Here is a 22,094-nt window from a genome sequence, read left to right on the forward strand (position 1 = left end):
TCTACATTGACTTTTAATTTGCCATTTTCAAATTCAATAAGTGGGAAGAAGTTGCTCTTAACTGCCTTTCTAGCTACCTCTATACTCTTGTCAGAGGAATGAACCCATCCAGTTGGACATGGAGAGAATATATGTAAATAAGCAAATCCTCTCTTGCTAGCTGCAAGTCCCTTTTCAATCTTTTCTACAAAATCCTTCATATTTGATGGAGATAGAGTAGCCATATATTCTACATTGTGCATAGCCATTATAAGTGGCATGTATTTTTTAGCTTGAGATTTTCCTTGAAGCACACTTCCAACTGGAGTTGTACTAGTTCTAGATCCTTTAGTTGTAGTTGAACTTCTTTGGAAGCCTGTGTTCATATATCCTTCGTTATCATAGCAGATATAAAGCATATGCTCTCCACGCTCTGCTGCACCACTCAATGATTGGAATCCACAGTCTGCAGTCGCTCCGTCACCTGCAAATGCGATTATGTTCACATCATCTCTACCTTGTCTTTGATACATTTGTGAAACTCCACTTAAAAATGATGCTGTATTATCAAGAAGAGGTATGTGAACTGGAACCTTAAGTCCGTTATCAAAATTCCAGCCAACTACTCCAGCACCTGCCATACATCCTGGAGGAATAGCCATGACTGTATTTTCTCCAGCTATTTGTAATACTCTTCTCAAGCAAAGTTCTCCTCCACAGCCTTGGCAAGCAGACATACCAGAAGTCACCAAATCCTTAGAATTTTTTAATTTATCTATATAATTCATCTCATTCTTCCTTTCTATAATTATTTAAGCCATAAAGTTTCTAGCTGACCTTTTTTTCCTTCTTTAGTAGCATTATCTAAAGCTTCGATAACGCTCATCACATGGTTTAGTGATATATCAAGACCTCCAAGTCCTCCTACTGCTGGAATTGAACAAAGCTTTTGTCCTAAATCACTAACAGCAGCCTTTACCTCTTGATATAAAACTCCACTATTCCATCCAAAGCTAACACTTCTATCTATGACTGCGTATCCTTTTTTGCCATCTAAAGCTTCAGCTATTTTTTCATTTGGGAAAGGTCTCATAAATCTAACCTTTACAAGTCCCACTTTGATTCCCTTTTCTCTAGCCAAATCGACTGCAACTCTAGTAGTACCTACATTTGCGCCTATAGTAAGAACTACTATTTCTGCGTCTTCGCATCTATAAGTGTCGATTAGTCCGCCATAAGAGCGTCCGAATTTTCCCTCAAATTCTCTATCTACTCTTTCGATTACATCCTTTGCCTTTTGCATAGCTTCAAGGTGATTTTCTCTATAGCTTATCAAAATTTCACCTGGAGTAAGTGGGTCTACTGCCATTGGATTTTTAGGATCGTAGGCCATATGCTCACATTTGTATTTTGGTAAAAATTCGTCTACCTCTTCTTGAGATGGTATTTCAACTCTTTCAGTTAAATGTGATAGATAAAATCCGTCGTAGCATACATTCACAGGAATTAAGACATCGCTGTCCTCCGAAATTTTATATCCTTGGATTATCATATCTAAAATTTCTTGGTTATTTTCAACAAATACTTGTATCCATCCACTATCTCTAACTGACATAGCATCCTGTTGACCGCTCCAAACTGTTTCAGGAGATGTCATCTCTCTAGTCGCAATCGCCATTACCATAGGAAGTCTTAGAGTTGACATTCTAAAATATGGTTCGTACATAAGAGCAAGACCTTGAGCTGAAGTAGCAGTAAACACTCTACCTCCTGCCATAGCTGCACCTTGAACAACACTCATCGCTGAATGCTCTGATTCAACCTGTACCATTTGCGCATCGCTTTTTCCATCTGCAATCATAGCTGCTAAACCTTCTACAACTGATGATTGTGGAGTTATAGGATAAGCTGCTATAACATCTGGTCTAGATAAGCATGCTCCTATTGAAGCTGATTGATTTCCTGTCATTGCTTTTATTTTTGCCATTATTTGTCATCTCCTTCCTCTACCATATCTATTGCACCTTTTGGGCATTCGTTTGCACAGATTCCGCACCCCTTGCAAAAATCGTAATTTACAATGTATTTATCGTTTTTAAATTCAATTGAATTAACCGGACAATAAGTCAAGCAAATTCCGCACTCAACACATTTTTCCTTATTCATAACTGGTCTAACTATACGCCAGCTAGCTGTATCTAAAATGTACATACCTTCGTTTCCGATTGGTGTTACAAATTTTCTCATATGTAATCCTCCTATAAACTGTATTTTTGAACCTTATCGTAGGCAACCTGAGCAGATTTTACGTTAGCATCACCAAATTTAGCTTGGATATTTTGTTGTAAAACCTCCCAATCTATAAAATCCTCACATGCCTTTGCAAAAGCCCCTAGCATAGTAGTGTTTGGTATATTTCTCTTGATATTTTCTAGAGCAATTCCAGTTGCATCTACTAAATAAACTTCCTTTGCATTTTCTGGTAAATTTAATTCATCAATAGATTTTTTAGTATTTATAATAACTACTCCATTTTCTTGTAGACCTTCAAATGTCTTTTCCATTGGAAGTAATGTATCGTCAAATACAACTAGTATTTCAGGAGTATAGACCTGTGTTTTAATTCTAATATCCTTATCATCCACGCGTAAAAATCCAAATACCGGTGAACCCTTTCTCTCAACACCGAAGAACGGTATAAATTGACCGTATTTCCCTGTGTCGACAACAGCACTTACGATTATCTGCGCTGCTTTTACTACACCTTGACCACCACGACCGTGAAATCTTAATTCCTTCATTTAATCTCATCCTTTCTCAACTGTGATTTTAAAAATATTTTAATTGTTTCTATATACGAAACTACGTTTCTTTATAATAACTATACTTAAAGTTTATAACCTTTTCCATTTTTTGTAAATAAACTTTTAAATTTTTTCAATATTCAATCTTTTTAAACCAATTTATCACTTTTAAAATCACCTCCTTTAAATTATAATTATATGAATAAGGTAAATATTGGAGGGTACATATGAATAGTGATAATCAACAAAATAAATATATTCTTCAATCAGTAGAAAACGCATTATCTATAATCGACCTACTATGCGAGCATGAAGAATTAGGTGTTTCTGAAATAGGAAAGCTTTTAAATGTAGGAAAAAGTACTGCTTTTAGACTTCTTACAACTCTACAAAGCAAAAATTACGTATATAAAGACGAAAATTCAAAATATAGACTGAGCCCTAAGTTTCTATCAATAGGCGATATAGTCTCAAACAGGATGGAAATAATTAATAAGGTACATCCTTTTTTGGTTCAACTTGCAAATTACAGTAGTGAAACATCTCATCTAGGAATTTGGTATTCTAAAACAGAGGTAACCTTCATAGACAAGGTCACAGGAAAAAATTCGATAAGAATGAGCTCTATGATAGGCTCTAATAAAATTGCGCACAGTACCTCACTTGGAAAATCACTACTAGCGTTTTCGGATGAAGCTACTATCGACTACTACTTAAACAACGCTGAATACAAGCTCAACACTGATAAATCTATAAAAAATAAAGAGGATCTCAGAAGTAATTTAATAAAAATTCAAGCTGATGGATATGCAGTAGATGACGAAGAGGCAGAAATAGGACTTGTATGCTTTGCGGCGCCTGTTTTAGTTAGGGGTAAGGCAATTGCTGCAATCAGCGTGTCTGGACCTTCTAGTAGAATGAACCCTAGAAAGGACGAGCTTACTGATATGGTGAAGAAAATAGCTGATGAGATAGGTTCGAGTATAGTATAAAAATAAGGAGATATGTAAATATTATTTGCACATCTCCTATTTTTTTATTTATTTTTTGGATTAAATGGACATCTCTTTCCGATGCATTGAGCATTTCTATGGCTAAACTCACAAGTTACATCTGATTTTTCCATAGAAATTCCGAATTTATCAGCTACAAAATCAATCGCAGCTCCGATAGCTATATAGGAATCTCTCTTACAGCATCTAGGTCCCCCAATTTCGCCTATTTTCTTTAATGCCTCTGAAGTAGCTAGATTTGATTGTCCCCAGGTTTCTATAGTAAGAGGGCTTGCCTCTGTGATTATGCTTATGAATATACCTACTGATACACCAGCACCACAAGCTCCCCAGAATCCACAAACTCCTCCTGGAACTTGTTTACCTCTTATCTCCATTTCCTTTAGAGCTTTTTCCAAATCTATGTCGCCACCTGCGTTTTTATATGCAGTAAGCAGTGCAGAGCCTACTAAAGTATGGTGTTCTGGACCGTGCATGTGTATAAAGTCCTTTTTCATTATGTCTGTGATTATTTCGTAAGGATTTTTGCTTGTTGAACTCAAGCATGCAAATTTTATAAGGTCTACACCCTTGTTGTGGCATTCGTCACAGACAAAATGGCCGTCTACACAGCACGCCTTGCTCATGACTTTTTTACCACAGATCACGCATTCCATTTCTTCAGATTCGTTTAGATACTTCAATTTTTTGCCACATATAAGACATTCATCTACTTGTTTCACTAATATCTCTCCCCTTTGTAAATATCGATTTATTTTACATATCCTGTGTTGAAATCTATTATATTTTTTAATTCTTCCCCATTTAAAAATCTCTTCAGATTATCTAAGCTTATGTCAAATATACGTTCATAGGTTTCAGCTAGGTTATACCATCCTGAAACGTGTGGTGTCATGACTATGTTTTTTATGCCCCAAAGTCTGTGATCCTCTGGCAGTGGCTCTGGGTCTACAACGTCTATCCCTGCTCCTAGTAAATGACCACTTTCTACAGCATCGCATAGAGCTTCTGTGTCTACAGATGCTCCTCTACCTACATTTAGTAAAATGCTGCCTTCCTTCATAAGCGCTATTCTCTCTTTTGAAAATAATTTTTGAGTGTCCTTTGTAGAAGGCAGGCAAAGTGCCACGATATCTGCCTTAGGTAGTAAGTTATCTAGCTCGTCGTTTAAATATAATTCGTCTATGAAATCAGGCTTTTCGCTTGGTCTTCTCTTTACTCCGATTGTGTATCCACCAAGAGCATTTACCATTTTTGCAAAATTGCATCCTATATTGCCTAAGCCTACAATCAGTACCTTTGAGTTGTAAATTGTCTTTACTCGGCCTTCGCTTTTCCATATTCTTTCGTTTTGGTTATCTCTGTAAATGTGTAATTTTTTTATTATTTCTAGAAGCATCGCAAACATGTGCTCTGATACTGCTAGACCATATGCTCCTGTTGAATTAGTTAGCATTACATCCTCTGCTAAAATTCCTTCTTTTATATATTGATCTACCCCTGCTGTGTTTAGATGAAGCCATTTTAAGTTAGCTGAACCCTTTACCATTTCTACACTTGGGCTTCCTATTATTATGTTTGCTTGTTGAACTGTTTCTTTGCTTACAGTGTCTTCATCTGAATAAGTGACTTTGCACCCCTTTGCCACTGCTTCTAATTTTGCTTTTTTCTCATCGTCTACTGGTATTAAAACTAATATGTTATACATAAAATTGCCCCCCTTTTTTGTCTGTTATATAATTGGTTGTTGGTTATTCATAGAGTAGCCGTCGTACATTACGTCTTTTAGATCTAGCATATTGGCTTTGTTTTTTTCCTCTACCTTGCTGAGCTTTTTGACTGCTCCATATGGATTTTTTAGAGAGAGCTTGTCTCCTTTTCCTGAGACGACCCATAGGACCTTGTATCCCTTAGGCTTGGATTTTAGGTTTCTCTCTCCTTTTCCGTCTGTGAAGTATATAAGTAGGTTGAACTTCTTTGCGTTTAAATATTCAAACACAGGTGAAAATTCTGTCCCTCCGCCAGTTGCAACTCTATCTTGAACATCCTTTACGTTTTTTACTTTGTAAATTCTTTTTATTTCTCTGTCGCATTCTATTATAGTTATCTCGTGGTTGTGGTTTTTGACTATCGATAAAACCTCCTTGATAGCTTGTCTGAATTCTTCATCACTGATACTTCCACTTATGTCGATTGCGACTGCTATTTCTGCCTTGTGGCTTCTTAGCTCACCTCTTAGGTCTAGTCTGTTTGGCTGTCTTCTGTTTCTTCTGGTTACTGTCTTTTTCTTGTTGCTTTCTATAGTTCCCATGAGTTTTTTAAGGTATAAATTCCATGGTAGCTCGCCGTTTTTGTTTTTAAATTGGGCTATGAATGACTTCATATACTCTGGGAGCGTACCTTTTTGTGAGGAATTTACGAATTTTTGGGTAAATTCTGTCATAGTCTTCTCGTCTATGTCATCTGATTCATCCCAGATGTCGTGAGTTTTTTCTTGGTCGTATTTCACGTATTCGTCCTCGTCGATATTTGTATCGTGTTCCTCACCGTCTTCATTTTCATCCTGCAGGTCGAGCTCAGTTTGAATTTTATCTAGGTAGTATTCAAATGTCTGATAAGCTTCGAGTTGCAGAGAATAATTTACGTTGACCCACTCCAAGGTCGCTGAGTACGGTGGAAGGTAGTTTAAATACTGATTTACTACTACATCCATGGCTAGGTTCACAGCTAGTGTGCTGTACTTTCCGTTTTCCTTGCATTCTTTTGCTCTAATCAGATGCATCGAAATTATATGTAGAATTTCGTGCTTGATCGTAGTCTCCATCTGTTTTATATCCAATTTTAAAAACAGAAGTGGATTGAAATATATAACGTATTTTGAGCCCTTGAAGTTGACTCCACTTGGACTGCTTATCTTGAAGTTTATCTCTCTGCCCATTTGAAGTAGGAAATATCCGTAGAAATTCTCCTCATCCTCAATTAGATTAAAATTGATTTTATCTATAACAGCGAAAAAATCTCTCTTATACTCCTCTGAAACCTCGATGCCGATACTCTTATCATTTCCCTTAAGTCGCACTGCTGTGGCAATATCGACAAATTCAATAGCTCTTTCGTAAAGCTCGTCTGTCATTTTCTCAAAATTACTTTTCATCATTTTATCCTCTTATTGAACTATAAGCGCCGAAATATAAATCGACGAATTTTTCGTTTTCTATAGCCAATTTGTAGATATCGTCGTAGCTATTTTTTATATCCTTCATAATTCCAACCATCAAATCTACTGGATATAGCCCTAAAAATTCCACTAATCTATCAATATAATCCATACCTATTTTATTGTTTTTTATATCTAGCTCTAGAGATTTCAATATATTCATAGCACATATATAAAGTCTAGTATGGCTTTCATTTTTCACTCTATCTACTATAGAAGGATTAAGCACTTCCCCTGAAAATACTTCATCGTAGCTCACTAAAGGCTTTGCATCCGACTCCACAAAGCTCATAAATTCCTGAGCTATAAATCCTCCTACATTCCCCTTGACAACATTTAAAAATACTGACTTAGGTATTACATCCTTTTTCTCCTTGTAAATAGCGTAACTCTTAGAAATTCTCTCGTAGCTTCTAGGAGTCGCATTTATATCGTCGTCGTTTATCTTATGCAGATACTCTGGAAAAGTCGAGATAAACTCCACGACCTTCTGCTCGATGCCAGTATCTATAGCCCAGCGTATCCACTCGTTGTAGTCGGGCTCCATATTTAACCAGACAAATCTATTCTCCTGAGCTGGGTCCATATCGACAACTTGATAACCTAAGTCAGCTCCGTATTCATTTGATGGGTTCATCGCCGATAAAATTTTTACATTTTTGTTTAATTTATATCCATTTATCTCTCTATTTAATATAAGGTTCATAAGCTCCTGTTGAACTGTGTGTTAACAGCGGTTTAACTCGTCTATAAATAAAAGCACAGTATTTCCCTTTTCAATCTCCTCGTCTATCTCTCTAAGCTTTGTGTGAACTGCGTATATAGTCATCTTCTTCTCTACTTTATTTCCATTTGAATCAAATGTAGTGTAGGATTCTATCGTTGGAAGTCCGCCGATTTCGCCCTCCTTCAGAAGGTTTCCATCTATAACGACTAGGCTCCAGCCATTTTCCTCTGCAATTTTGCTAGCCAAGGCAGTTTTTCCAATTCCACTTTCACCGACTACTAGAGGCACCTCCCCTGTAGCCAATATCAACTCAACACTTCTAAATGTATCTAAAAAATTCATCTTATCTTCTCCTAAATCATCTTCAATTTCTCATCTACGGCTATTTTTTTAGCCTTCTTGCTGCCGTATTTGTATATAAACATAATCTTGTCTATAGGTATTGCATCGCTATTTCTATCTATTATGCCACAATTCAGAAAATCTCTTATATATTTTTCCTCGACATCTTCCTTTGATATGACCTCCTTTAGAACTTCTTCTATCTCATCTATGCCGATTTCTTTGTAAACATATTTGATAACTAGAATATTTTCTTTTAAGAAATCCACTATCTTCTCTTTATTTAAATCATCTATAAATTTTACAGCCGATTCGTTGATTTTTACTGCATGCATCTCGAGCTCATGGCTAGGTGATTTTATATATCTCAGTGCATCGTAATTTGTATCTACAGCTTCTCTCTTTACAGCTTCAGAAGGATTTTCTATATATTTTATAGAGTCGTAGTTTTTTCTGACTGCCATTAGCTGTAGCTCTTCTGATGGATTTTTGACGTATTGTATAGCCCAGCCAGCCTGCTCTATCGCCATTTTGACGACCTTATCTGTAGGATTTTTGATATACGCCAAGCTGCTCCAGCCGTTACTTACAGCCTTTAGCATGATCTCCTCTGTGGGATTTTCTATATACTCGATCGCCTTTGCGTTGTTATTTATCGCAATTTCCTGCATTTCCTTTGTTGGATTTTCTATATATTTAAGTACAAGTCCATTCTTTTTTACAGCTAATAATTTCATCTCATCTGTAGGATTTTCTATATTTTCTATAAGAGTAGGATTTATATTTATCATTCTAATAAATCTTGAATCGTCCATGTTTTCCTCCATTTATAAAATTATCTTCCTTATAATTAATATACTTTTTTAAATAAACTAAACAGTATAATTATACCAAATTTAAAAAAGCAATATGAAATTTTGCAAAAAAAATATTACTGGTATTTATCTATCCAGTAATATTTTTGTTAGAATATTTATTTTAAATATATTTATTCGGTATAAACCTGTTATGTACTTCTGCCTATTGATTATTCTGCTACTTCTTCAGTTTCTTCTTCAGCTTCACCTGAAACTAATGAACCTATTCTAGCAACTACATCGTCAGCCTTTATATCTGCCTTTATACTTGCAGGTATTGCTAAATCCTTTCCGCATACATGATCACCGTAGTTTAATCCTGCTACATCTACTTCTATATGTTCAGGCATTTCATCTGGATGACCTTGTAATTGTACTTCTGTTATAACTTCATCTAATAATAATTTTCTAGAATCTAGTGAACCTACACCTACGAATTTTATTGGAACTCTTAATTTTACAGAATCACCTTTTTTAACTTGTTGGAAGTCTAAATGTATTATTTCTCCAAATACATCTCTTTGTACATCCTTTAATACACAGCTTTCTGCTTTTCCGTTTAAATTTAATGCTACCACAGAACTATCTTGTGATAATAATTTCATCATTTCTTTTTTAGTCATTTGACAAGGAATTGGGTTTTCTAAAGCTCCTCCGTATATTACTGCGGGTACTTCTCCTTCTGCTCTAACCTTCTTACCCTTTTCAGTTCTTTCTTTAACGTCAAATACTAAGCTTTCCATTTTAATCCCTTCTTTTCTTTTATTTTTATAACCATATTATACCACTTTATTAAGAATAATCTTATTTTTTTTACTTTTGTAAGGGATATCTCTATTCATTCGTTTGAAAAGAGAGAACAATAGGCAAAATTATTCGCATATAGTGAATAATTTTATTCATAAATATATTTACGGACTGTAAATCTTTCAATTTACTTAAAATTAACTTACATAATATGTTCTTAAATTGTAAGCATCTGAATATTTGTCTATAATATAGTTATAATAAATAAAAAAGGGATGATTAAAATGAGAAGGATTACAGATTTTTTAGAGGATTTTTCAAAAATTATGGACGAACTAAATACTACATCTCGTTTTCCAGAGACTAAAAATTACATCCAGCATGGAAACGTCACAGTCTATCAGCACTGTGTTTTCGTCGCATACACTAGCTGTAAAATCGCCAATAAATTTAATCTAAATGTGGACAAAAGCTCTCTAATAAGAGGTGCTCTTCTTCACGATTATTTTTTATACGATTGGCACGACAAGAATAAGCCTGTGAAATTTCACGGCTTTAAACATCCTAGAATTGCTTTAGAAAATGCGACTGAGGATTTCACACTTACAAAAAAGGAAAAAGACATTATTTTGCACCACATGTTTCCACTAAACCTAACTCCTCCTAGCTCCAAAGAAGCGTGGATTATATGCCTTGCCGATAAAATCTGCGCCACAGCCGAGACATTGAGATTACAAACCGAAGATAAATTAGATAGTATCTATTCTTTTTAGGTACTATCTTTTTTTATTTTTTATTGACATAAAATTTTTCATATGTCATCCTTATTTATAGAAAGGATCACTAATATGGCAAACACTGAACTAAACAATATATTTGAACACTCAGATTACAAATTTTTAAACAAATTCATTGAACTACGACAAGATAAACGAGCTCGTTATGGAGATAAATAAAAAAACACTTAGTAAATAACGAAAATGAGGATAGAAACTCACGATTTCTATCCTCATATATTTATAATTAAATGTATTTGAGAGCTACAACTTTACCTGTTAATTTATTTCTTGCACTTAAATTCATTATTTTGATCTCCCTTCCTGTTTTTAACAATACAAATATTACCAACATTTCATTTTATTATCAATACCTTTTTGATATTTTTTTCAAAATTTTATTTTCATTTTATTATATATATGTATTTTATTATTATCATTTGAATTGTAATAATTCAAAATAACATATCTATGTGACTTTTAATTGTTTTGTATCAAAAGCATTATAAAACGTTATAATTGTATAAATTTCTATAAAAATATAAATAAACATTATAAAATAGATTCAAAATAAAAAAATAACACAAACAATGTCAATAAATGACTATTATCCGTGTTATTTATATATATATCTTATTTATAATCTTATGCATTTTTTGATTAGAACATATAAAACAATGTATTCTTTATCAAATTACTTGTTTTGAATTATACTATCGCTTTATCAACTCAATTGTTTTAAATTATGCCGCTTTTTCTCTTATTTGTTTAATAATCTTTCTATTTGCTCTCAACATAAGAACCACCGCCACAATTAACGCCACGGCTTCTGCAATTGGAAAGGCAAACCAGATCATAAATGTCGCATTTTCGAATTTTGTAAAAATCCATGCAAGCGGCAAAACTACTATAAATAATCTAAGTAATGATATGACAAGTGAATCTATTCCACAGTCCAACGCCTGGAAAACGCCTTGAATCGCTATATTTCCGCCAGCAAATAAAAATCCAGTCGCTATAATTCTAGTCGCCAAAACACATAGCGCCTCTGTTTCACTCGACATAGCAAATAGCCCAATTAGTGGATCTGCAAATAATTCTAATACGACTATACCGATAAACATAACTATTTCTATATAAAGTATTCCATAGAAAATCCCTTGTTTAACTCGTTTCTTATCGCTCATTCCGTAATTAAAAGAAACAATCGGCGTAATCGCATCTCTTAAACCAAATCCCGCAAAGAATATAAACTGTTGAATCTTATAGAAAATACCATACGCTGTTACAGCAGCCATCGAAACAGTACCAAAGATGATATTTACACCATAAGTCATAAAAGACATCAACGCTTGCATGATAATCGCCGGTAAACCTATAGAATATATTTCTTCAACAATAGTCCATTTTAATTTTAAATACTTTAATCCATGGCGAACCTCGGTATTTTTACTGTAGTGAAAGTACATAGCTACAAGTAATGACACAATTTGACCTATTACTGTCGCATAAGCAGCCCCTTCGATTCGCATTTCTGGGAACCCAAAATAACCAAATATCAAAATAGGGTCTAACACGATGTTTACTACTGCACCAGATATTTGAGCTATTGTAGAATACACAGTTTTTCCTGTAGACTGCAATAGTTTTTCATAAATAGAAAACATAACTATTCCAAACGATATAACGCAACATATTGAAAGATAGGATTTACCCATTTCGAGTATAATCGCATCGTTTGTTTGGCTTCCTATATATGCTTTTACACCAAATAATCCAAACAGCAAAAACACAGCATATATAATGATTCCTAATGTTATACCATTTCCTGCCACCTTTGCTACCTTTTCATCGTCACTTTGACCTAAGCTTCTAGCCAAAAGAGCATTTACACCTACTCCTGTCCCGATTCCAAACGCAACGATTAGCATTTGTATTGGAAATGCCAATGTAAGTGCGTTTACTGCGTATTCACCTAGATTTGTTGCGATGCTTGGATCGCTAATTCTCGCCACGAACATGCTATCTACAATATTATAGCAGGCTTGCAGTACCATAGATAAAACCATTGGGATTCCCATGCTCAGCATGACTTTTGGGATTGAATCTGTACCCATTTTATTTGTCGTTACTTTTTTACTCAATTTTCCTCCTTCTTATTGAGAGCTCTCGGATGTTTCTTTCGAGAAACTTAACACAACTTTTGAGAACTCCCAGGAGACTTTTTCGGAAAGCTACCACAACCATATTTCTTTATATTAAAAAAAGCGCAAACCCATCATCTGGATTTACGCTTTCGCTACTCGACTCTATTAATTATATCCGTCATTTTTGAATTTGTCAAAGGGGTAATTTGCAATTTAATCGTTAAATAAAATTAACCCAAAATAAGTTACAGTCTTGCTGTCCTTCACGTACTTCAAGCCACATGTAGTAGCTAGCTTTCCTACATCTATACAATAGGCTGATAGTGAGATCATGCCCTTCTCTGGGAACTTGCATGGCTCGCCGTATAAGCAGGAGCACATTGAGCAAATTCTACAGTGACCGCCTCCGATAGCGTGGTTTTCTATGTTGAGCTCTCTGAGAGTGTCTCTGATTTCGAGCATTATCATGTTGTGAAATTCTAACGCGTCGTCGTAGTCCGCAGTGTCCTCGAAGTTGTTGATTTCAGAGATTGTCTGGATGATTAGTGCCTTCGAGTATTGTTTTACCTTGTTTATTAATTCGTCTATTGTACCGGCGCTCGGTGGACAGGCGTAGTTTTTGCCGTAGTTGCCGCAGACGTTGTCCTTGCACCATTCTCGCATTTGTCTGTTGAAGATTATTTGGTCTACGTTTATTATTCTGGCGTTGTTGGCTCCGTAGTTGTAGCAGATTTGTGTGAGTTTTTCGTTGAGATTTTCCATTTTTTCATTTCCCCTTTTTTAGTATTTTACAATAATTTGTTCTATATAATTTACTTAATTATAATATCCTTCACATGTTCATTCCCTAAATCTACTTGAATATATTTTAATAACTGTCCTTTCTCATCTTCTAACCATTTAATATTATTTCCTTCAAATAACTTAATCAGCCACTTATCATAAAACTCTCCATTTTTTCTAACATGATATTTAACTTGGCATACTGCTCCGCAATGATACATATTATTTATAATTCTTTTTAATACATTTTTAGGCTTTTCAGTTTTACTAACTTTAAATAAAATCAACTCTTTTGGTTTAATAAGTGGTGAAATATGTATATTGTAATTGATTTCTTCTCTCTCCTTAGCTCTATTACATTCATTACACAAAGTTTGAAGATTATCTAGAACACTCTTACCTCCCATAGAAATTGGTATTATATGATCTACTGTTAAACTTCTTCCTTTAGTCGCTTTTTTTCCACAACATAAACATGTATACTGGTCCTTTTGTAACACTTGACTTCTTAATTCATCTGTCAAAATAGTTCCAGAAGTTTTCCCATCTATTTGCACATCTGAATCATCTTCATCTTCTCCTCTTTTTGAAAGAATATTAAGCACCATTTTATGGAAATAACTATAATCTTCAAATATTTTATTCCACATTTTGCTTTCATCAAAATATATAGGTTTCAAATGTTGACCTAATTTTTTTGCTGGAAATTCTTCAACTTTATCTACAACCTTATCCAAATCATAATATCCTCTTTCTAGAAAATCAAAGAATTCTGGTTTATATTCATTTTGAGCTAAGTGTCTTATAATTTTAATAACATTATCCTCTAAGCAACCATCAAAATCATCTGATTCTATATCAAAATATTTATTTAATAATTCTTGTGCAAATGGTTGTATTTCTTCATCTTCTACATCTTCATAACTATAATCATCTAAATCCTGTTCAAGTAAATCATCAATCATATTATCATATTTGTCTTTGTTAAAATTATAGACTACAGCTTGGTCAAATGTTATAAGTTGTTCAAATCCAATATCATCTGATGTTATAGAATATTCCAGTGCAAACCATCCAACCGGTATAAACTCGATAAATGGTATATCTTCATATTTTTTAAAATCCATATCACCGCAAGCAAGTTGCACCATTTTGATAGATATATATTCTAATGGACTTCTTGTATAATTAACTGGACTACAATCCTCAGTTCTTCCTAGATTTTGTTCAAAGTTTATTTTTCTATTCCAATTATCAATAAATAAAACTATATTCGCATGATCTTTATCTCCACCACCAGCGTATTTTCCTCTCAAGGCACGTCCTACCATTTGAGTAAATAATATAGGACTAGTAGTCTGCCTTGTGATCATAACAGTTTTTACATCTGGAACATCTACACCCTCTGTGAGCATTTTTACATTTACGATTACATCGTATTTGTCATCTCTAAAATCATTTAGAATTTTTTCGTTGTCTTTATTATTTCTGCGTCCCAGTGAATCTCCTTCATTTTTACCACCTACAACTTTAGAATATATTGCATTTGCTCTTACGCCATTTCGTTGTAATGCATTTACTAAATACTCACATTGATACCATCTATCTGCAAATATTAGAGTTTTTCCATACTCCTCTTTGTTATTTATATAATCGCTGACTATCATATCATTTCTAGCTTGCTTAGATGCTAGCTCATCTATTATTGAGTCAGGTAAATCTTTATGCTTTATTGTCAATCGCTCATATGTTTTGTCATCAACTGTAAATTTCATATTTGTGTTTTTTTCAATAAACTTAGGTGGCGTTAATATATTTTGTGACTCAAGCAAAGTTTTATCTGCTTCATAACAAATCCCATCTCGAACGATTCCGCTATCAAAGATTTTCCACAGCCATCCACTTATTCTTTCATCATTATGAGTTGGAGTTGCTGTCAATCCTAACACATATAAATTCTTAACATTTTCTTTAATATTAAGTAAAAGATTGCGGCATCCATAAGCCGGTGTATGATGAGCTTCATCAACAACTATGAATAATTCTTCATCTTTTACACTATCTATAAATTTTCTAAATGGTGTTTCAACTTTTTTACCATTTGAATTTAATAAATTTGTATCATATGCTTTAATTGCTGATTGAGTTGTACATATTAAAATATCATCTGTAGCTTGAATAGTTCCGCTATTACAATGAGACGAACTACTAGATACAATTCTTAAATTAACTATATCTCTGTTAAAAGTAGCATATAATTCTTCTTTAAAAGTTTTTTCAGCTTGTTCTAATAAATAAAGAGATTGAGCCATCCATAAAACTTTTATATTCTTTGATACTATATTCCTACAAATCCAATTTATTGCAGTAAAAGTTTTACCCCCTCCTGTTGGAAGTACTAATAATGATCCTTTGTATCCTTTTATAGGAAGTTTGTATAATTCACTCATATTTTTGAAAGCTTCCTCTTGATGTTTAAATGGTTGACGTGTATGTTTTTTATTTTTTTTTAATTGTTTTATATCTATTTCATAATACCCGCTCATGCTTTTTCCCCCTTTTTTGGCATATTTCGTTTTCTTATTTATATTATAGCTTATATATTTCTTCCTATTTAATATATATAAACAAAAAAATTCTAATGAACTTTAAAATTCATTAGAATTTTTATTTATATATTTATTATTAACAAAACTATATATTTTAATTTAAACTTAACTCTTCATTACGTTTTATTACATTTGATAATTTTCCCATTTGATTTTCATCATTGTCTTTATAATGGTACATTAAATATCTTGTATCTAAAATTATTGCTTGTACTTTTTCATACATATAATCACCTATTTTCCATTCAGCCGTGGCTTCACCTATATTTAAATAATAATCAATTGAGTTAAATTCATTTTCATGAGAATTATAAGGTATTATAAATGCATTATAAACCTCTTTTTCATCTCTAAAGTCTTTATTATTATAAATATATTCACCATATGTAATTTGTTTGTTTATCGATGAGGAATTAGGCAAATCTTTTATATTTCCTGTTATTCCAAATTTATAATATTTAGCATCAAGTACATAAATATCATCATTATATATCATTATAGTATCTGGTTGTAATGCACTATTATTCTTATTCTCATTAGTTCTAAGATTCCAATGTGTCTTAGGAAAATATCTATCTTTGTCTTTTATTCCAAATGTTCTATCAATTAAATTTTCCCAAACATACTCAAATCTGTACGTTCCAAAATAGAATGTTTTTTTGTCTCTTTCTGTATCTAAATATTTAACAATATCTATCATTGCCATAAAGAGTCTTTTATCTTTATCATTATTAATTTTTGCAAATTTATCATTTAAAACTCCTAAAAATAATTTTACATCTTTATAAATTTTAGGTTTTTCTGGCATATAAGAAGTAAATATCCAGCCTAATTTGTAAAAACTTTCATATACACAAAACTTATGTATTTGCGTTATTAAATTATTCTCATTATTAAAATTATCTCTTACTATATAATTAAGATATACCAAAGAACCATTTGATTGCAAAAAAGGTTTTTGTTTTTTTATAGTCTGTGGCCAATTTATTTTTCCTCTATTTTTTTTTACATAACTAATTTCCTTTTCCATATAATAGCTACTTTTTTCTATAAATTGATTAATAATCTCTATATAAGCATTAATAGGAAATGAAATATTTTTATTATAATTATAATAATTAAGATTAAAATTATCTTTATCTATTTTATTAAATTCAGAAAGAACTGAAATTAAATTCATTATGTCCTTACGTAATATTTTTTCATCGCTAGAAAGTTGATATCCAATAGGAAAACATACTTTTATTCCATTTGCATCTGATTTAATTCCTACAAAATAATCATCATCTAAATTTGTATTTACATGACAATAATCAAATAAATTATGTTCTTCACTCATATAATCTTTTCCCCTCAAATATAAATTTTCTATTTAAATAATTGATTATATATATCTTCTTTAAAAATTAAAAATCTATTATTTTGCTTATTACTTGTAAATTCTTCAATTATATCTTCTAAACAATTATTTGTATCCATTTTAAATACAATATCTCTACAAAATCTAAAAGCATCATCCCATAAATATTTAATTATCTTTTCAGCAAAATATCTATTATGTTTAGCAGCAACTAATCTTTTTTCTTCTTCTATTTGACTATTTTCTTCATCATAATTATAAATTAAATCTGATTTTTTTATAAAATAGACACCTAATCTTTTATCTTCTGAAGATAACATTTGTATATTATTTTTAAGAATAATATTATTTATAACTATATTAAATTGTTTCCAAGTTACATCAGTATCCAATATCTTAGTATCTACAAAATCAGAATCAGCATTTTCTATATCATTTTTAATTAAATGCATATTCCATCTACGTTGAAATGCAGTATCTAATGTAAATACATTTTGATCTGATGTATTCATTGTTGCTAAAATATACATATTTGAAGGTATTCTAACTTTACAATTTTCATCACCATAAACTTTTTTTGCAATATCAGAATTAGAAATACTATATTCACTATTTCCATTGGAATCTCGATCAAGTAACTGGAATACTTCTCCAAAAATTGTAGGTGCATTTCCTCTGTTTATTTCTTCTATTATAAGATAATATTTTTCAGTAGGATTTTGATATGCTTTTTTTAATAATCTTGTAAATGGACCTTCTATAAATTCATATTTTATATTTCCACCTACTGATTTTGGTAATATTTGACCTACAAAATCAGAATATGTATAATCTGGATAAAATACTACACGTTCCATATACTCTTCATTATCACAATAATCTTTTTTTATTATATAACTTTTACCTACACCTGGAACTCCATAAAATAATAAATTTTCTCCCCCTGATATTCTTTCAGATTCATCTATATTAATAGTATCTATACATTCATCAATATCCATATATTTACGATAACTCTCTAAATCTTCACCTTCCCAAAATTCATTAAAATTAACTATTTCTAATAAATTTAAGTAATCTTGTTCTGAAAAATTATTATCATTTAAATAGTAACAGTTAGCATCATTATATGTTAAATTGCATACTTCTAATATTTTCATCATATCTCCCAAGTCTCTATCCTCATGCTTCCACATTCTCTTATCAGCATCAGTTATTATATTTTCGGGAAATATATTCTCTTCCCTATATTTATTAATATCGCCTATTAATGAATATAAATTCATATTTTTTTGTTTAGCTATATTTTCATTATAAAATATAAAATTTAATACTTCTTGCTTTGTTATATATGAATCTAATCCTATCATTTTCATAACAAATAATAATTGGAGCACTACTCTTAATGGTGCTAATTTTATTTCATCTTGCTTTTGATTATCAAATAATGCTTTTTTATAAAAATTTGGAAACTGAAATTTTTTTATAAAATTAATTATAACCTTTTTTACTTCACCATTATAAGCTAAATTATTGCAATTATTTCCTTTATGCAAATTAAAATAAAATCTTATAGCATTCATATAATTATTTTTACTTTTATCCTCTCTAGCACTAGGGACTGTATCATGTTTAATACAATCACTAGTTTCTAATATTCTTTCTTCTAAGTTAGTAATTCTTAAATCATGAGTAAATGAATAATGAAACATCTTATATCTCCCCCCTATCTTTATTTTATATAATCTAATAAGTCTGCCACCGCAAGTCCTATTTTTTTAGCTAAAATAGGTGGTACTGCATTTCCTATCATTTGATATACATTTCCTCTATTTCCTATAAAATCAAAATCATCATCAAATGATTGTAATCTTGCCGCTTCCCTAGGTGTAATACTTCTACTTTGTTTAGAATCATAATGTATAAAGCGATTACCATCTTTATACAAATGAGCAATTATTGTAGTACTTGGTTTATCAGGTCTAAGAACATGATATCTATGAATAGGAGATTTAGATCCTACCATTTCTTCATATATTTTACTTAAAGCTTTACTATTTGTATATTTATTTTCACCAGTTTCTAAATCCTCTGCTAACATTTTAAATATCTTCATATCTCTTAAATTATGATATCTAGGCTGATGCCATGTTATATCACAATTACTTTCTTCAACATAATAAGAAATCTTCTTCTTATGAGAATCTTCATCCCAAATAGGTACACATTTAGGCAAATCACCTATTGCTTCTTTAACTGTCAATACTCTATTTTCCTTATATTTTGGTAGCATATATTCATAAAAACTTTTTATAGTATCCTGAGTATTTTCTAATATACCTTTTCTTATACCTATAATTATTAATCTATTTCTAGATTGTGGTACTCCATAATTACTTGCATCTATCTTCGCATATTTTTTTATATCATCAACTATCTCATAACCAATATTATTAAATCCTTCTCTTATTAATTCAGTTATCGACCTTCCATTAGGAATAGCACTTAACATGCCTGGCACGTTTTCAAAAACAAATATTTTGGGTTTATATCTATCTACTATACTTAAATAATGTTCAAATAAATAATTCCTATAATCATCATTCATATTGTTTTCATCTCTGACTCTTCCTGCAACTGAATATGCCTGGCATGGAGGTCCCCCGATTATAACATCAATTCCATTTGCATTATTTATAAGATAATCCAATCCCTCATTTTTTCCATACTTATTATCTTCATATCCATTAAATAATTCCTCTTCTCTTTGTATATCGAAATATAAAACTCTTTTTTCTGCATCTTCAACATTCCATTTAGTTTTTAATCTATTAATTAAAGTATCAACTTGAGGTTTTAACCATTCTACTGCAGCGATATCTTCATATCTATTGCTTTGTAAAAAACCATCAGCTAAACCTCCACATCCTGCAAAAAGATCTATCATTTTATATTTATTTTTCATTATTTAAACCTTCCTTTAAATATTCTTTTAACTGATTAGCAACAGCATATCCCAATAACGGTGGTACTGCATTTCCAACTTGTTTATACTGTTGCGTTTTATTTCCATAAAAAATAAAATCATCAGGGAAACTTTGTAATCTAGCACTTTCTCTAACAGTAGGAATTCTATTATATTTATAATGAAAATGTGACCTATGGCCTGTATTGATTGTTAAAGAAGGCTTTTTACTATGATACCTAGTTAAAGCTTCATTATATTTAAATTGACATCTGTATTCCTCTGGTAAAGACTTATAATTTTTACCTTCTGGTACCATAGAAATAAGTTTTATTGTTTTTTCTTGATGAATAGTTCCTATATGGTTGTAAATTTTATCTGAATTTTTTCTCATCAATTTCTGATAATCACTTAGAGGCTCTGTCTCATATTCTTGGACTTCTTCACCATATATATTTTCTAATGCTGGTAAATCTCCTATAGCTTGTTCACAATTAATATAATCTTCTTTTTCTATAATTGGTTTTGGAAATTCAAATTTTTGCTTATTATCTAGTAATCCGACAAAAAATACTCTTTTTCTAATTTGTGGTATTCCATAATCAGGTGCATATAAAATTTTAGCTTCCATATTATATCCTATATTTTCAAACTCTTCTCTTATCCTTTGAGCTCCTATTCCACCATGTAATTGTAACAATCCTGGAACATTTTCCAAAACAACTGCTTTTGGTTTTATTCTTTTTGCTAAAATCACCATAGCTTCAAAAAGAGTATTTCTTTTATCATTTTTATCCCTTGGTCCAGCTAAAGAAAATCCTTGACATGGTGGTCCTCCTACTAAAACATCTATTTTTATATTTCTATCATTTAAAAATTTTTCAATACAATCAATATTTTCATGATTAAATAAATCTAACTTCATAACTTCTGCATTTCCATGATTAGCCTTAAAAGTTTTTAACGCCATATCATCAAAATCAACACCTAAAACAACATTATATCCCGCATCATAAAATCCTCTTGATAAGCCTCCTGCTCCTGAAAACAGATCTAAACATGTTAACTTTTTATTATTATCATTCATTTGTATTTCCTTCGCTTTCTGTAATCCTAAATTTATACATTCTCGTATTTTTTCATTTGTATTTCCTCCAAGAATACTATTATTTATCTCTTTTATCATTTCATCTTGAATTTTTATTCTAAATTCACGACCCTCTATAAATTTTCTTCCACTTCCTTTTCTCTTTCCTCCACGATTCATTTACATCTCCTCCAGAATTATTATATTGAAAAAACACCTTTTATTCAATATAATTTTCTAAATTCAGTATTTACAATGTTTATTTTTGCTTTTTATTTATATATTTATCCTTATTTATAAGAACTTTATTTATATAAAATTTGTATAAAAAAAGAAATCTTGACTATTTAGAAAAGATTCCTTTTAACACACAAACATTTTAAAGTTACAATAATTTTGTATTGTAATTATATTATATTTATTATTTAAAATCAATATATGTATATAACTTTGAATATTATAAAACTATGAATAAAATATAAGCTCTTTTATACATATAATAATCTTTTATACATATAATAATCTTTTATATTCATCTATAGCATATCTATCAGTCATACCAGATATATGATCTACAATAATACGAACTACTATTTTTCTTTTTAATATGTATTCTTCAACATCAATATTTTTTTCATTTTTTTTCAAATCATATTTGCAAATTTTATCAATTTCATCATT

The 22,094-nt window shown here is 31.3% G+C and carries 21 protein-coding genes; 2 read left to right on the forward strand and 19 right to left on the reverse strand.

All coding sequences use genetic code 11. The features are described from left to right. The 4 genes from SPD90_RS11365 to SPD90_RS11380 all read right to left on the reverse strand — a co-directional run. Nucleotides 1-767, reverse strand: a 767-nt coding sequence (locus SPD90_RS11365) for a thiamine pyrophosphate-dependent enzyme (protein WP_320925304.1), incomplete at its 3' end; no start/stop codon positions are given. A 20-nt stretch (nucleotides 768-787) separates the two neighbouring features. Then, nucleotides 788-1,966 carry a phenylglyoxylate dehydrogenase gene (locus SPD90_RS11370; protein WP_320925305.1) on the reverse strand — a complete coding sequence of 393 codons (1,179 nt, stop codon included), beginning with the start codon at nucleotides 1,964-1,966 and terminating at the stop codon, nucleotides 788-790. Beyond that, nucleotides 1,966-2,226 (reverse strand): 4Fe-4S dicluster domain-containing protein, encoded by a 261-nt coding sequence (locus SPD90_RS11375; protein ID WP_320925306.1) that lies wholly within the window; start codon nucleotides 2,224-2,226, stop codon nucleotides 1,966-1,968. The genes SPD90_RS11370 and SPD90_RS11375 overlap by 1 nt, the downstream gene beginning before the upstream one ends. An 11-nt stretch (nucleotides 2,227-2,237) precedes the next feature. After that, nucleotides 2,238-2,780 (reverse strand): 2-oxoacid:acceptor oxidoreductase family protein, encoded by a 543-nt coding sequence (locus SPD90_RS11380; protein WP_320626199.1) that lies wholly within the window; start codon nucleotides 2,778-2,780, stop codon nucleotides 2,238-2,240. Nucleotides 2,781-3,010: 230 nt separating this feature from the next. Here SPD90_RS11380 and SPD90_RS11385 point away from each other — a divergent pair, with 230 nt between their 5' ends. Then, nucleotides 3,011-3,775, forward strand: coding sequence for an IclR family transcriptional regulator (locus SPD90_RS11385; protein WP_320925307.1), 765 nt, complete (start codon nucleotides 3,011-3,013; stop codon nucleotides 3,773-3,775). Nucleotides 3,776-3,819: 44 nt separating this feature from the next. On the opposite strand, the gene SPD90_RS11390 is transcribed toward SPD90_RS11385, so the two are convergent. The 7 genes from SPD90_RS11390 to SPD90_RS11415 form a co-directional block, all read right to left on the reverse strand. After that, nucleotides 3,820-4,518, reverse strand: coding sequence for a DUF5714 domain-containing protein (locus SPD90_RS11390; RefSeq protein WP_331680570.1), 699 nt, complete (start codon nucleotides 4,516-4,518; stop codon nucleotides 3,820-3,822). A gap of 29 nt (nucleotides 4,519-4,547) precedes the next feature. Continuing rightward, on the reverse strand, nucleotides 4,548-5,504 hold the full coding sequence (locus SPD90_RS11395; RefSeq protein ID WP_320925308.1) for a D-2-hydroxyacid dehydrogenase: 957 nt from the start codon (nucleotides 5,502-5,504) through the stop codon (nucleotides 4,548-4,550). Nucleotides 5,505-5,528: 24 nt separating this feature from the next. After that, nucleotides 5,529-6,950 carry a vWA domain-containing protein gene (locus SPD90_RS11400; protein WP_320925309.1) on the reverse strand — a complete coding sequence of 474 codons (1,422 nt, stop codon included), beginning with the start codon at nucleotides 6,948-6,950 and terminating at the stop codon, nucleotides 5,529-5,531. A 4-nt stretch (nucleotides 6,951-6,954) separates the two neighbouring features. Further along, nucleotides 6,955-7,719, reverse strand: a complete 765-nt coding sequence (locus tag SPD90_RS11405; protein ID WP_331680571.1) for a hypothetical protein — start codon at nucleotides 7,717-7,719, stop codon at nucleotides 6,955-6,957. Nucleotides 7,720-7,740: 21 nt separating this feature from the next. Next, complete coding sequence (locus SPD90_RS15250) at nucleotides 7,741-8,082, reverse strand: ATP-binding protein (RefSeq protein ID WP_331680572.1); 342 nt, start codon at nucleotides 8,080-8,082, stop codon at nucleotides 7,741-7,743. A gap of 11 nt (nucleotides 8,083-8,093) precedes the next feature. After that, nucleotides 8,094-8,897 carry a hypothetical protein gene (locus tag SPD90_RS11410; RefSeq protein ID WP_320925310.1) on the reverse strand — a complete coding sequence of 268 codons (804 nt, stop codon included), beginning with the start codon at nucleotides 8,895-8,897 and terminating at the stop codon, nucleotides 8,094-8,096. A gap of 212 nt (nucleotides 8,898-9,109) precedes the next feature. Next, nucleotides 9,110-9,682 (reverse strand): 50S ribosomal protein L25, encoded by a 573-nt coding sequence (locus tag SPD90_RS11415; RefSeq protein ID WP_320925311.1) that lies wholly within the window; start codon nucleotides 9,680-9,682, stop codon nucleotides 9,110-9,112. 288 nt (nucleotides 9,683-9,970) lie between these two features. Between SPD90_RS11415 and SPD90_RS11420 the strand changes: the two genes are divergently transcribed. Next, nucleotides 9,971-10,459: an HD domain-containing protein gene (locus SPD90_RS11420; protein ID WP_320925312.1), complete on the forward strand. Its 489-nt coding sequence runs from the start codon at nucleotides 9,971-9,973 to the stop codon at nucleotides 10,457-10,459. 746 nt (nucleotides 10,460-11,205) lie between these two features. On the opposite strand, the gene SPD90_RS11425 is transcribed toward SPD90_RS11420, so the two are convergent. From SPD90_RS11425 to SPD90_RS15350, 8 genes are all read right to left on the reverse strand, one after another. Continuing rightward, entirely contained in the window at nucleotides 11,206-12,606 is a 1,401-nt protein-coding gene (locus tag SPD90_RS11425; protein WP_320925313.1) for an MATE family efflux transporter, read from the reverse strand. Between the two features lie 216 nt (nucleotides 12,607-12,822). Then, nucleotides 12,823-13,371, reverse strand: coding sequence for a DUF2284 domain-containing protein (locus SPD90_RS11430; protein ID WP_320925314.1), 549 nt, complete (start codon nucleotides 13,369-13,371; stop codon nucleotides 12,823-12,825). A 50-nt stretch (nucleotides 13,372-13,421) separates the two neighbouring features. Then, nucleotides 13,422-15,938, reverse strand: coding sequence for a DEAD/DEAH box helicase family protein (locus SPD90_RS11435; protein WP_320925315.1), 2,517 nt, complete (start codon nucleotides 15,936-15,938; stop codon nucleotides 13,422-13,424). Between the two features lie 157 nt (nucleotides 15,939-16,095). Next, nucleotides 16,096-17,340 (reverse strand): LlaJI family restriction endonuclease, encoded by a 1,245-nt coding sequence (locus SPD90_RS11440; RefSeq protein WP_320925316.1) that lies wholly within the window; start codon nucleotides 17,338-17,340, stop codon nucleotides 16,096-16,098. A 29-nt stretch (nucleotides 17,341-17,369) separates the two neighbouring features. Beyond that, complete coding sequence (locus SPD90_RS11445; protein ID WP_320925317.1) at nucleotides 17,370-19,073, reverse strand: AAA family ATPase; 1,704 nt, start codon at nucleotides 19,071-19,073, stop codon at nucleotides 17,370-17,372. Between the two features lie 20 nt (nucleotides 19,074-19,093). Continuing rightward, nucleotides 19,094-20,326 carry a DNA cytosine methyltransferase gene (locus SPD90_RS11450; RefSeq protein WP_320925318.1) on the reverse strand — a complete coding sequence of 411 codons (1,233 nt, stop codon included), beginning with the start codon at nucleotides 20,324-20,326 and terminating at the stop codon, nucleotides 19,094-19,096. After that, complete coding sequence (locus SPD90_RS11455) at nucleotides 20,316-21,593, reverse strand: DNA cytosine methyltransferase (RefSeq protein ID WP_320925319.1); 1,278 nt, start codon at nucleotides 21,591-21,593, stop codon at nucleotides 20,316-20,318. Before SPD90_RS11455 ends, SPD90_RS11450 begins: the two co-directional genes overlap by 11 nt. A 327-nt stretch (nucleotides 21,594-21,920) precedes the next feature. Further along, nucleotides 21,921-22,061, reverse strand: coding sequence for a hypothetical protein (locus tag SPD90_RS15350; RefSeq protein WP_442909074.1), 141 nt, complete (start codon nucleotides 22,059-22,061; stop codon nucleotides 21,921-21,923). Nucleotides 22,062-22,094 lie beyond the last annotated feature (33 nt).

The organism is Intestinibacter sp. (genome assembly GCF_034113885.1).
Classification (GTDB): Bacteria; Bacillota; Clostridia; order Peptostreptococcales; family Peptostreptococcaceae; genus Intestinibacter.